General features: G+C 48.8%; 7 protein-coding genes and 1 pseudogene. 6 read left to right on the top strand and 2 right to left on the bottom strand.

Annotated elements, in window-relative coordinates:
• Positions 1–279: 279 nt before the first annotated feature.
• A pseudogene (locus Q0K92_RS00090) lies at positions 280–984 on the bottom strand (Crp/Fnr family transcriptional regulator); the annotation flags it as partial.
• 327 nt (positions 985–1,311) lie between these two features.
• Here Q0K92_RS00090 and Q0K92_RS00085 point away from each other — a divergent pair.
• Positions 1,312–1,614 carry an antibiotic biosynthesis monooxygenase gene (locus Q0K92_RS00085; RefSeq protein ID WP_297323760.1) on the top strand — a complete coding sequence of 101 codons (303 nt, stop codon included), beginning with the start codon at positions 1,312–1,314 and terminating at the stop codon, positions 1,612–1,614.
• On the top strand, positions 1,614–2,798 hold the full coding sequence (locus tag Q0K92_RS00080) for an iron-containing alcohol dehydrogenase (RefSeq protein ID WP_297323759.1): 1,185 nt from the start codon (positions 1,614–1,616) through the stop codon (positions 2,796–2,798). The genes Q0K92_RS00085 and Q0K92_RS00080 overlap by 1 nt, the downstream gene beginning before the upstream one ends.
• Positions 2,799–2,820: 22 nt before the next feature.
• On the opposite strand, the gene Q0K92_RS00075 is transcribed toward Q0K92_RS00080, so the two are convergent.
• Positions 2,821–4,113, bottom strand: coding sequence for a DUF2130 domain-containing protein (locus Q0K92_RS00075; RefSeq protein ID WP_297323909.1), 1,293 nt, complete (start codon positions 4,111–4,113; stop codon positions 2,821–2,823).
• Between the two features lie 189 nt (positions 4,114–4,302).
• On the opposite strand from Q0K92_RS00075, the gene Q0K92_RS00070 reads away from it, so the two are divergent.
• The 4 genes from Q0K92_RS00070 (at position 4,303) to Q0K92_RS00055 (ending at position 13,367) form a co-directional block, all read left to right on the top strand.
• The gene (locus Q0K92_RS00070) at positions 4,303–5,265 is read left to right on the top strand and encodes a methyltransferase domain-containing protein (RefSeq protein WP_297323758.1); all 963 of its coding nucleotides are present in this window, start codon (positions 4,303–4,305) and stop codon (positions 5,263–5,265) included.
• 527 nt (positions 5,266–5,792) lie between these two features.
• Positions 5,793–9,302: a DNA polymerase III subunit alpha gene (gene dnaE / locus Q0K92_RS00065; RefSeq protein WP_297323757.1), complete on the top strand. Its 3,510-nt coding sequence runs from the start codon at positions 5,793–5,795 to the stop codon at positions 9,300–9,302.
• Positions 9,303–9,365: 63 nt separating this feature from the next.
• On the top strand, positions 9,366–10,190 hold the full coding sequence (locus Q0K92_RS00060) for an abortive infection system antitoxin AbiGi family protein (protein WP_297323756.1): 825 nt from the start codon (positions 9,366–9,368) through the stop codon (positions 10,188–10,190).
• A 243-nt stretch (positions 10,191–10,433) separates the two neighbouring features.
• A complete protein-coding gene (locus Q0K92_RS00055; RefSeq protein WP_297323755.1) occupies positions 10,434–13,367 on the top strand; it encodes an aconitate hydratase in 2,934 nt (977 codons plus the stop codon).
• Positions 13,368–13,489 lie beyond the last annotated feature (122 nt).

The following is a 13,489-nucleotide window of genomic DNA, read 5'->3' as shown; positions in this document are numbered from 1 at the left end:
CCCGCTCGGCTAATTTCCCCCAGTCAGCAGCTGTTGATTGAAAATTTGATGACATCCGGATGTTGATTTACTGCATCCATAACAAGAGGCAGAAGTGAGTCTCTACTGATCACTAACCCACAAAATTCAACCTGCGATCTTTTCTCTAGAAGAATATTTGACTGCCTGCTTCGAGTTCATCGATTTTTCCTGAGGCAGGGCATATTGATTTGTTTGGCGAATTTCAGGATAACGCACCGATGGAATACGAGCTACCGATGTTTCTGGCCGTATGGGAGCTGGCAGCAGGCGATCGAATTCGGTTTTGACTACTTGATAGCACTCGCAAACCCGCGCTTCCAGTCCCTCACGATCTAACACCGTGATATGGCCCCGGCTGTAGTGGATCAATCCTGCTTCCTGCAATTTGCTGGCAGCTTCTGTGACACCCTCACGGCGTACACCCAGCATATTGGCGATTAATTCCTGGGTCATGAACAACTCATTTGAAGAAAGCCGGTCAAGGCTTAACAGCAACCAGCGACAGAGTTGTTGATCCACCGTATGAAATCGATTGCAAACCGCCGTTTGTGCCGTTTGGGTAATGAGTGCCTGGGTATAATTCAGCAGCTTGTGAAGTAGCACACCGTGGCGGTTAAATTCCTGCATAAACAGATTCTGCCGTATCCGATAGGCATAGCCTGCACTTTGCACCACAGCCCGATTTATCGTGGTTTGACCACCCATAAAGAGCGCAACACCGATGACGCCTTCAAAACCGATTACCGCAATTTCCGCTGACGCACCATTTTCCATCACATAAAGCAACGATACGATGCAGTCCATGGGAAAATAGGCGTATTGTAACTTCTCTCCTGATTCGTAAAGAACTTTGCCCAAGGGCATTTCGATTAGCTCAAGATGAGGAAGAATATGTTCATACTCTTCTCTGGGCAACACATTGAGGAGGTGGTTTCGCTTAGGATCATAATATGTGCCTTTCATACTTAACACTCCTTATTGATACCATCAACCACTATGATGTGATTAGAATCTATTTCTAACCATAAGAATTGGGTTCCATAGCATATAGTGGGTTTAAGAAATGCACCATCTCGCTGCACAGAACTACGTATCGGAAGTTATAGTTAGGCTAAAATCCATTTTCATACTAATCAAATTCTTTGCAGATTTTAATAAGAAGAAACCGGGAATCATGTAGGAATTTTCCCTGAAACAAAGAATCCGAACTGAGTAGTAAGCGTTGCATTTGGTAGTAAAATATCGCCCAATCTGCATGTTCTGGTCAAATTCAATGAGGAAATAAGATAAATGCATGTAACCATCGTCTATGCTTCTGTCAAACCGGAAAAAATCGAAGCATTCAAGGAAGCCTGCCGGTTGAATCACGAAAACTCCATCCGCGAACCCGGCAATGTCCGTTTTGATATTTTGCAATCTGCGGATGATCCGGCAAAATTTGTATTTTACGAAGCCTACAAAACCCGGCAGGATGCCGCGGCTCATAAAGAAACCGCGCATTACCTGGCATGGCGGGATACCGTGGTGGATTGGATGGCCGAACCCCGGCACGGTGTTGCATACCATGGACTGCTTCCGAAAGTTGACAGCTGATGTTTAATTTTTCCATCGCGCGATTACCGCGCATCGAATTTGGCGCGGGTACCTTAAAAAAATTGCCGGATATTATTGCGGGCTACGGCTCTCGCGTTTTACTAGTAACAGGCGTCCGCTCATTCACCAATACCGATAACTGGCAGCCATTCATTGAGCAACTCAAGCAACGCACGATCAGTTGGCAACATTGCACGATTGCCGAAGAACCCTCCCCCGCTCTGGTGGATGATCTCGTCAAGACCTACGCAGATCATTCCTTCGATGTCGTGGTCGGCATCGGTGGCGGCAGTGCACTGGACGCCGCCAAAGCAATTGCGGGATTATTGAAAGTACAGCGTTCCGTGATGGATTACCTGGAAGGCGTCGGACCGGAATTGCCCTACGCAGGCCCTGCCCTTCCGTTTATCGCGGTGCCCACAACCGCCGGTACCGGCAGCGAAGCAACCAAGAATGCGGTACTGAGCACACAAGGGGAACACGGTTTTAAAAAATCTTTCCGCCACGACAAACTGGTTGCCGAATACGCCATTGTCGATCCGGATTTATTGCGCAGTTGCCCGCCCGAGGTAATCGCCGCCAATGGCATGGATGCATTGACGCAACTGTTGGAATCGTATGTGTCCACCAAATCCAATGCATTCATCGACGCATTGGCGATCAGCGGCTTGCAAGCCGCCCGGGATGCATTGATTCCGCTCTATCGCCAGGACGGACAACTGCAGGAACACCGCGAAAAAATGGCCTACGCCGCGCTGCTGTCCGGTATCACACTGGCACAAGTGGGCTTGGGCTCGGTGCACGGTCTGGCATCTCCATTAGGCGCTTTTTACCCGATTCCACACGGCGCAGTATGCGGTACCTTAGTCGCATCGGCCACCCGCATCAACATTCGCAGCATGTTGGCGCGGGAACCTAACAACCAAGCATTGGCAAAATACTTGCATGTTGCGGAAATTCTCTGCCAGAAACGCTTTATTGATCCGGAAACCGCTTTCACTGCATTGATCGATCTGCTGGCACAATGGACAGCCGAATTGGCCCTGCCGCGCCTATCGCATTACGGATTGCAGGAAACCGCATTGGATAAAGTCATCGCCAATTGCCGTGGCAGCAGCATGAAAACTAATCCCATCGTACTGAACGATGAGGAAATCAGACAGATCTTGCTTGAGCGTTTGTAGCATAATCTATGATTGGCATCACTCATTCTTTTATGTTCTTGCTGCCTACATCTTCCAAAGCGGGAAATTCCAGCCCCTCAATCTGTTGCAGCGATTTCCCCGCAATTCCCTGTAAATCGCCATACATGCCGACGGTCGCCGTCATCACGCGCTCAATTTGCTCTTCGCGTTTGGCCCATTGTTTCATGATGGCTTTGCGCTCTTTATCCAGATCTTCCTGCATGGTGGAAAACGCTTCGACAATCGCCTCGACGCGTTGGCGGAAGCGCGGGCCGGTGAGGTATTGGTAGACCATTTCAGTCTTGGTTTGCTGGCCTTCCGAGGATTGGCGCGCCACAGCGATTTCCAGCAAGGATTGGCGCAGAATCATGGCCACCGGCAAAGCAGCCCGGGGATGAGTAACCCAGACGCCCTCGATCAGCTCAAAGGTTTCGACGCCTTTTGGCAACACTTGACTCACGATCACGGCGATTTCCGCTTTTGCAGTGCGCTGATCATCGCGCAGTTTTACCAGCCAAGGATCGCTCCAGTTCTTGGTGCGTTTGAATTCCCACAAAATAGTGCCTCCGGCCTGACCACCTGCGCCGACCACCCGGTGCAGCACATCTCCGCCGTATTCACCTTTGGGCACCGGTTCGATCGCATCATAAGGAAATTTCATGCGCAGCAGGTTTTCCAGTTCCAGTTCCTGCACTTCCCCTTGCAGTTGCTGTGAACCCTGCTCGGCCCTGCGCTTGAGGTCTTCGATCTGTTTCTGCATCGCGGCAATGGTTTGCTCTTTTTCCATCACCTTGAGTTTCTGTTCACCCTCGGCTTCTTTCCTGGCAAGCACACGCACTTCGGTCAATCCATCCTGCACTCGCTTTTCCACCGTGAGTTCCAATTCACGCCTGGCATCGTCGAGTTCGCGCTGTTTCTTGATGAGCTCGGCTTGCGCCTTTTGCGCTTCAGCCAATTTTTCGTCGCGAGATTTCAGCACTTCGTGCAATTCGGTCAGTTCACGCGCCTTGTTTTCCAGTTCGGCAGCACTGGCCAATTTGGCTTTGCGCGATTCCTCCGCAATCACCCGCGCACGTTCCGCTTTCAACTGCTCCGCTACCTGACTGGCGACGTGATCGTCGAGCTTGCGCTTATCTTCCGTTAATTGCTTTTCCTTGTCGCGCATGGCCTGTTCGCGCTGAATGATCTCGCTGTCTTTCTGCGCCAGCCGCTGCTCAAACTGTCTGCGCGTGGATTCAATCAGCGGCGCCGCCAATGATTCGGTCAGTTTGATTTCCGTTTTGCAGTTCGGGCAAGTAATCGTTGGTTCTGTCATCACAATTTTTTCCATTCAATTAATGCGGCAATATTTGCCAACATGGCCGCTTCTCCGTAATAAAAAAATCAAGTAAAGAAAGCACCAACACAGTCAGCACAAGCCTTGCCATCAGTTGGCATGATCATTGCTGTTGCCATTGTTAGTAATTTATTATAAACCGGCAGTACTCAACATTCAGGAATCCCTATGCAAAATAAATTCGAGAGTTTGGAGCTCGGCCAATTCATTCCGTTGCATTATCACCACAATATGTTGAACGACACTATCCGCATGCAAGGCTTTAAGGCGGCAATTGATTGGGTGGTCAAACCCGGTGCGAAGGTTCTGGAGCTTGGTGGTGGTACCGGCGTGCAATCGTTTTTTGCCGCACAAAAAGCGCACAAGGTTTATTGTGTCGAGCGCAATCCGGAACTAGTCAATGCTGCACGCAGTCTTCTCGCACAAAACACCAACGGAGATAAAGTTGAAGTGATCCAGGCAGATGCGCTGCATTACCTGCCGCCGGAACCGGTCGATGTGGTGATCTGCGAAATGTTGCACACCGGTTTGTTACGTGAAAAACAAATGCCTGTTATCGATTCATTTAAAAAACGTTACTTGGAAAAGTTTGGCGGCCCGCTGCCTATCTTTGTGCCGGAAGCCAGTATTCAGGCAATTCAGCCGATACAACAAGACTTCCATTTTGAAGGGTTTTACGCGCCGACGATTTTATTTCAAGATCCCTGCGCCATTCAGGAAAGAAGTAAAAACCTCGGCGATCCTGAAGTATTTCAATTGCTGTCTTATGCTGAACCGTTTGACCAAACCTGCCAATGGGACGGAGAAATCCTCATTACCGAGCATGGTCAGCTCAATGCATTACGGCTCATCACCAAAAATATACTAGCCATTAATATGCATACTTGCAGCACCGTCGATTGGCATACGCAATACATCATTGTTCCACTATCCACGCCACTTGCGGTTTCCAAAGGCGACCACATTTCCATACGCTTTAGTTACCAAGGCGGCGCACCGCTTAGCGCACTGTCGGATTCACTGGAAGTTTGCCTTGTCAATAAACAAGTTCCGGTCTTGGAATTGGCGCTCGAAGCTTTAAATCGCGCAGCGGAATCTCAGTCAAACACCCCTCAAATGCACCATTACTGATCCATGCAGCACGGATAGTGTACACCGTAGTCGTGTACACTAGGGAAACTCTGAATAACTGTCATTTCGAGCACAGCGAGAAATCTATAACATTGATTCACAAAGATTCCTCACTTTGTTCGGAATGACAAACATGAATTATTCAGAGTTTCCCTAGCATATAAACTGCATCCAGCAACTTAGGTGCGATACGTTTCGCTTTTTGATACTTTGCTTATTTGTTTCAAATTCATGTAAAGCACCCCCTGTTTAATTTCACATGGCTCTAGCAGAGCTACAAGGATTCCTTTTGATTGATCGGTTTTCCAACTTTCAAGATGGCACATATCGTTGGGAGGAGAGTCCATTTCATTCGTTGAAAAACGTTTTCGAGACAGCCGTACACAGCATCAGCGCCGAACACATGCGCAAGGCGCATCTTCTTCCGGGAGCCGGCAGGAAGTAAAGTTCTGGCGATTTCAACATCATGTAGAATAGCGCTCGATTGTATAAATTACAGAGTTACCGCAGACCTGAATTGTCACATCATGCCAACCCATCCTGCTTTTATCCATTTACGACTGCATAGCGAATATTCCATTCTGGATAGCACGATCCGCATTCCGGAAGTCGTTGCAAAAGCAGTGGCGGATCAAATGCCCGCACTCGCGTTAACCGATCTTGCCAATTTGTTTGGTTTGGTCAAGTTTTATCAAACTGCCAATAAAAACGGTGTCAAACCGATTCTCGGGTGCGATGTCTGGATCACCAATGAATCCGACCGCAACAAGCCGATCCGACTGCTGCTGCTATGCCAATCCCACGCCGGTTATTTACTGCTGTCGCGTCTGTTATCACGCGCCTATCGCGAAAATCAACATCATGGCAGAGCCGAAATCAAGTCATCCTGGTTACATTCCACTGAATGGGGATCGCAAGGACTCATCGCGCTATCAGGTGCCCGCTTGGGCGACATCGGGTCAGCCATTTTACAAAACAATTTGCAGCAAGCTGAAATTCAGGCACAAAAATGGGCTGACCTGTTTCCCGATCGTTTTTATATTGAAATCCAGCGCGATGGTCATGCACATGAAGCCATGCTGGTGCAACAATCGCTGATACTCGCCCAAAAACTTGATCTGCCCGTTGTCGCCACGCAAGCGGTGCAATATCTAAATGCTGACGATTACCGGGCGCATGAAGCGCGTGTTTGTATTGCTGAAGGGTATATTCTGGGAGACAAGCGCCGTCCCAAAAGTTTTACCGAACAGCAATACTTCAAAACCCAAGCCGAAATGGCGCAATTATTTGCGGATATCCCCAGCGCATTAACAAACACCATAGAAATTGCCAAACGCTGCAACCTAACGCTGGAATTGGGTGTGAACCGGCTTCCGCTATTTCCCACGCCCAATAACGAGAGTCTGGAGCAATACTTACGCGATCAGGCCGCAACAGGTCTGGAGCAGCGTATGTTGCAACTATTTCCGGATGCCGAAATACGCGCTGGCAAAATGCTCCAATACCAATCCCGCCTTGAGTTTGAAGTGAACACCATCATCCAGATGGGATTTGCCGGGTATTTTTTGATCGTCGCTGATTTTATCAACTGGGCCAAGCACAACAATGTGCCGGTGGGGCCTGGGCGCGGCTCCGGTGCTGGCTCATTGGTGGCGTATTCCTTGGGAATCACCGACCTCGACCCGCTGCGTTACGATTTATTGTTTGAACGCTTTCTGAATCCCGAACGCATATCCATGCCCGATTTTGACATCGATTTCTGCCAGGATCGGCGCGAATTGGTGATCGAATACGTCAAGCAACGTTACGGCACGGGAAAAGTCTCGCAAATCGCCACCTTCGGCACGATGGCGGCCAAGGCGGTGATCCGCGATATCGGCCGGGTGCTGGATTTGCCGTACAACTTTGTCGACCAGCTCGCCAAACTGGTGCCGTTTGAACTCGGCATGACGTTAAAAAAAGCGCGCCAGCTCGAACCGCAACTCAATCAGCGCGCGGAAGCTGAAGAAGATGTACGCAATTTGCTGGAACTGGCGGAAAGCCTCGAAGGCATCACGCGCAATATCGGCATGCACGCCGGCGGTGTGCTTATCGCCTCCAGCGAAATCACCGATTTTTGTCCGATCTATTGCACCGAATCGGCGGACTCGGTCGTCAGCCAACTGGATAAAGATGATGTCGAGAAAATCGGCTTGGTGAAATTCGACTTTCTGGGCTTGCGCACGCTGACTACCTTGGATCGCGCTGTCGGCTATATCCGCCAATCGCGTCAGAACGCCGAGCCTGCTACTAAAACCGATCCGACTGCGCAACTTTTCTCACTGGAGACACTGCCGCTTGACGATGCACTGACCTACGCACTGATGCGCAAGGGCAACGCAGTCGGCATCTTTCAGTTTGAATCACGCGGCATGATCGATTTATTGCAGAAAGCAAAACCCGATTGTTTTGAGGACATCATCGCCTTGGTAGCGCTGTATCGCCCCGGCCCGATGGATCTGATCCCGGAATTCATCGACCGCAAGCATGGCAAGAAAACGATTGAATATCTGGATCCCCGTCTGGAGCCGATTTTGGGTCCAACGTACGGCATCATGATTTATCAGGAACAAGTCATGCAGATCGCGCAGGTGATCGGTGGCTACAGCCTCGGCAGTGCCGATTTATTGCGCCGCGCCATGGGTAAGAAAAAAGTCGAAGAAATGGCGCAACAACGCGATATCTTCGTTGCCGGCGCAATCAATAATGGCTTGAACAAAGATCAAGCCACCGAACTGTTCGGCCTGATGGAAAAATTTGCGGGTTACGGCTTCAACAAATCGCACGCCGCCGCATATGCGCTGATCGCTTTCCAGACCGCTTATCTGAAAGCGCACTACCCGGCTGAATTTATGGCCGCGTGTTTGTCCGCCGACATGGACGACACCGACAAAGTGCATATTTTTGTTGAGGACACCATCGCCAACGGATTGACGATACTACCTCCCGATATTAATCATTCTAGTTACCGCTTCATCCCGGTTGACAACAAAACCATCCGCTTCGGCCTCGGCGCGGTGAAAGGCACCGGGGAATCCGCAATCAGCTCGATCATTGCCGTGCGCGAACAAACGGGGCTTTTTACTGATTTATTCGATTTCTGCAACCGTGTCGACCGACGCATCGCCAATCGCCGCGTTATGGAATCATTAATCCGCGTCGGTGCATTCGACGCCATCAACCCTAACCGCGCCAGCTTGTTGGCTTCTGTCGGTTTGGCGATAGAATCGGCCGAACAAATCAGCCAATCCGTCAGTCAGGCCAATTTATTCGGCGAAGCTGAGGATCAGCCGCACATGCAACCGCAACTGATTCCTGCGAATGTGTGGTCCGATCGGGAAAAACTGCGCCATGAGAAAATCAGCCTGGGCTACTATTTCAGCGGACACCCTTTCGATACCTACGCTGCGGAACTCAAACGCTTCATCCGCACCCGCTTGGATCAGTTGTACCCAAACCGCGAACCACAACTGCTCGCCGGAATCATTCACTCCATCCGGGTGCAAATGACGCGCCGCGGCCGAATGGGCATCATCAATCTGGACGACGGCAAAGCACGCGTTGAGCTGGTCATTTTCAGTGAATTGTTCGATGCCAATCGCGCATGGTTAAAAGAAGATCAACTTCTGATCGCGGAAGCGAAAGTCAGTAACCGTGGATACAATGGCGAAGAAAGCGACGAATTAAGAATCACCGCCGAGCAGCTCTATGATTTCGCCGGAATCCGCTCGCGCTTTGCCAAGCAAATCAGGATTCATTGCGACCCGTCCACACTCGACCAGGTTTCCAGCCTCAAAACATTGCTGGCACCCTTCACCAATCAAACGCAAAAACCCGGTAATAATCTCCCAGCCTGCCCGGTCATGATTATCTATCACAATGACTTTGCCAGCGGTGAACTGGAATTGGGGAGTGATTGGCGGGTGAATCTGCATGATGATTTGTTGCAATCGTTAGCTGGGCATTTTAATACTGAGAATGTTGAGATCATTTATTAAATATTAAAAAAACCATAGAGATTAAATTACAATTATCGCTCTAATAAGAAGGGAGAAGTTTTTATGTCGGCAATTTCTGACAATCTTATTCATTTTCTCGCCAGAAACGACAAAGACAGTCCGAATCGGCAATTCAGTATTTTTAAGTTAATTATTGAAAGTGGACTTCGCACGAGTAGAGTACAAATCAAATTTGCGGAAGGTGCGAGCATTCTTAATCAAATAATTTGCTTTACTGATATTCCTCTTCGTGAGTGCAATGAACACACTTCAATATATGGAAAATTTGGTATCGGCTTTAAGAAAGCCTATGTCAAAAATGCTGGCGGAAATCCTGCACGTTATTTTCTCGATTATATGCCCGGCCAAACTGGAACCGAAAATATTGTCGAAAGCCGCGGAGGGCTTTACTTCAGCTTATGTGAACAATATAAATTTATGAATGTACTAAATGAGCATATAAAAACAAACCCTGACCTTGTTCTCTTTGATCACGAAGGAAATATCGTAATAACCAACGAGCAACTTAAAACACAAATTGAAAATTGGATATTCAATTTCTCTTTCGAGAAGGAAATGGGAGATCTCGGACCAGCTCGTGATGAAACGAATGAGATTGACCTCTATTATAAAGAGCGGGAATGGCGGCTTGTACCGTCCCAAATGACTATACTATCAAATGCCGCAATGTTGTCTTCCGACAATAATTCCTTTTATTACAAATTTAATCGAAAAGATGTGAACATGGTTGTTGTGCCAAATGAAGAGATGCGATCTACTGTACTTGATTATTTTTTGAGCCTACGCTCATCCGATGACTCAAGACTACAAGATTTTGGAGCAAATGTACTACCAATAATCAATTATGATGACTTACAAAAATGGTAACTAACCATCGAAACGACAATCAATACTGCATCAAATAAAAATATCTATCAGCAGTGCCATTTTAATAGTCTTCTTACTTTTCAAACAGCGGATTCATCAGGTATTCTAATCAATTAACGCCACAAGAAATTGATAGCGCCAAATCACAAAACCCAAGCGTGACTTTGTTTGCCCAAAAATATATATTAGCGGCAAAGCAATGTATTTATCCGCTAATCCGCACTTTTCTTCAGGAACATTATCATGAACCACAATCTATTCAATAGCCTGCATGAATTATCGATTGCGCCGGGCAGCAGCGCGAAATACTATTCACTTCCGGCGTTGGAAAAAAGTGGAGTTGGGAAGGTTTCCTGTCTGCCGGTTTCGATTCGTATCATACTGGAATCCGTATTACGCAATTACGACAATAAAAAAATCACCGAAGCGCATATCCGGCAACTGGCAAACTGGCAACCCAACGCCGACCGGATCGACGAAATACCGTTTGTCGTTTCGCGCATTGTTTTGCAAGACTTTACCGGTGTGCCGCTGCTGGTGGATCTGGCTGCCATGCGCAGTGCGGCGGTAAAACTGGGGAAAGATCCCAAGCGGATAGAACCGTTGGTACCGGTTGATCTGGTCGTTGATCATTCCATTCAGATTGATTATTACGGCACCAAAGATGCGTTGGATCACAACATGGAAATCGAATTTTCCCGTAATAACGAGCGTTATCAATTCATCAAATGGGGAATGCAGGCTTTTGACACGTTCAAAGTGATACCGCCCGGAATTGGTATCGTACATCAGGTCAACCTCGAATATCTGGCTCGTGGCGTGCATCACAAGGATGGACTCGTTTTTCCCGATACTTTGGTAGGCACCGACTCGCATACCACGATGATTAACGGTATCGGTGTCGTCGGTTGGGGTGTTGGCGGCATTGAAGCTGAAGCCGGCATGCTGGGACAACCAGTTTATTTTCTGACGCCCGATGTAGTGGGTGTCAATTTGACAGGTCATCTGCGCGAGGGTGTCACCGCAACGGATCTGGTTTTAACGATCACTGAAATGCTGCGTAAAGCCAATGTAGTCGGCAAGTTTGTAGAGTTCTTCGGGGAGGGAACGGCTTCTCTGACATTACCCGATCGTGCCACGATTGCCAATATGGCGCCTGAATATGGCGCAACCATGGGGTTCTTCCCGGTTGATGACGTCACCATCGAATATTTCAGAGGCACGGGGCGCAGTCAGGAAGAAATTACCGCATTCCAGGCCTATTTCAAAGCACAGGAAATGTACGGCATCCCACGCCAGGGGGATATTAATTACACGCGTGAGCTAACGCTTGATTTAGGTTCAGTCACGACTTCATTGGCAGGCCCCAAACGCCCGCAGGACCGCATTGAACTAGCTGCAATCCAATCCAAATTCACTGAACTCTTTAATAAGCCTGTCACGGAAAGCGGCTATGGAAAACAGGATGATGATATCAATCAACGCTATCTGACGCGTGATATCCATACCGAGGATCCTGATGTTTGTACGCACATCAGCCCTGACAATATCGATGAAAATCGACGATCACCGTCCGGTCCGCGCAGTGCTGCACCTGCGACCGACAGTACTCGTCCAGCGCAAAAAAATGGGCCGGCAGAGCGCCGCATGGTCTCGCGTAACATCACGGAAATGACCAGTAACCGCCCGACACCTCACGCCATCGATTTACCCGCTGATGAAAGCAGTTCCCTCATTAATTTGGGTCATGGCGATGTATTGATTGCCGCCATTACTTCCTGCACGAATACATCCAATCCGAGTGTTCTGCTCGCGGCAGGATTATTGGCCAAAAAAGCGGTTGAGCAAGGATTGTCGGTGAAGCACTATATCAAAACATCGCTGGCGCCCGGTTCGCGTGTGGTCACCGATTATCTGACCGTCACGGGACTGCTGCCCTATCTTGAACAGCTCGGCTTTAATGTGGCCGGTTATGGATGCACGACCTGCATCGGCAATGCAGGACCATTGGCTGATCCGATTGAGGAAGCCATTGTGAAGAATGACTTGGTTTGTGCGGCTGTGCTGTCAGGAAATCGCAATTTCGAAGCCCGCATCCACCCGAATATTCGCGCCAATTTCCTAGCCTCGCCACCACTGGTTGTCGCCTATGCCATTGCGGGCAGTGTTTTGACAGATCTTACCAACGAGCCTTTAGGTATCGGTAAAAATAATCAGCCTGTGTGGCTTAAAGACATCTGGCCCAGCAGCGCAGAAATTCATGCACTGCTGAAATTTGCCGCCAACGCAGACACTTTCCGGCAACTCTACAGCAACCTCACCAAGGATCATCAGCTGTGGAACAATGTCACCTCCGTCACCGGACAAACGTATAATTGGCCGCAATCCACGTATATCGCCGAACCGCCCTTTTTCCAGGATTTCTCACTACAACCGGTGGTCTCCAATGGTACGAATAGCATTCGGAATGCCTACGCACTAGGCATTTTTGGTGATTCTGTTACAACCGATCATATCAGCCCGGCAGGCTCCATCAAGGATACTTCGCCGGCTGGACGTTATCTGCTGAATAACGATGTCGCCAAAACCGATTTTAATAGCTACGGTGCCCGTCGCGGCAACCATGAAGTGATGATGCGCGGTACATTTGCCAATGTGCGCATCAAGAATCTCATGATCCCCGGCAGTGAAGGCGGTGTTACGCTATATCAAGGTGCCACCGGCGCTGAGCCTGTGCAAATGAGCATTTATGATGCCGCCATGCAATACCAATCACAAGGTATCCCCACAGTCGTTTTTGGCGGCAAGGAATACGGCACCGGTTCCAGCCGCGATTGGGCTGCTAAGGGCACACAGTTATTGGGCGTCAAGGCGGTCATTGCAACCAGCTTTGAACGCATACATCGCAGCAACCTGCTCGGCATGGGCGTGCTGCCATTGCAATTTAAAGATAACGACAGCGTGAATTCACTGGGTATTCAAGGTAATGAGCAATTTGACATTGTGGATCTGGATAACATCCAACCACAAAAAGATGTCACCCTGATCATTCGAAGGAAAGACGGCACCAGCAAATCGGTTCAACTACTCTGCCGTATTGATACCGCCATCGAGGTCGATTATTATCGGTGCGGCGGTATTTTGCCTTATGTGCTTAGGGAGCTCATGAATCATTAACAAGCCGTTTAAAAACGATCTGCGTTGCCGCTACGGTGTTAAGAACAGGCTCAAGTGGGTCAATTAGCGCATCAGTAATCTGTAACAAATGACAACAGCCATTTAGAAAAATAGCTGTTGTC

It is taken from the genome of Nitrosomonas sp., assembly GCF_024282095.1.
Classification (GTDB): Bacteria; Pseudomonadota; Gammaproteobacteria; order Burkholderiales; family Nitrosomonadaceae; genus Nitrosomonas.
The sequence above is the reverse complement of the archived record's forward strand: the minus strand, read 5'-3'. Positions and strand labels throughout refer to the sequence as shown.

Coding starts and splice junctions, on each gene's coding strand:
- Q0K92_RS00085 (WP_297323760.1), top strand. CDS start 1,312: ATGCATGTAACCATCGTCTATGCTTCTGTCAAACCGGAAAAAATCGAA.
- Q0K92_RS00080 (WP_297323759.1), top strand. CDS start 1,614: ATGTTTAATTTTTCCATCGCGCGATTACCGCGCATCGAATTTGGCGCG.
- Q0K92_RS00075 (WP_297323909.1), bottom strand. CDS start 4,113: ATGACAGAACCAACGATTACTTGCCCGAACTGCAAAACGGAAATCAAA.
- Q0K92_RS00070 (WP_297323758.1), top strand. CDS start 4,303: ATGCAAAATAAATTCGAGAGTTTGGAGCTCGGCCAATTCATTCCGTTG.
- dnaE (WP_297323757.1), top strand. CDS start 5,793: ATGCCAACCCATCCTGCTTTTATCCATTTACGACTGCATAGCGAATAT.
- Q0K92_RS00060 (WP_297323756.1), top strand. CDS start 9,366: ATGTCGGCAATTTCTGACAATCTTATTCATTTTCTCGCCAGAAACGAC.
- Q0K92_RS00055 (WP_297323755.1), top strand. CDS start 10,434: ATGAACCACAATCTATTCAATAGCCTGCATGAATTATCGATTGCGCCG.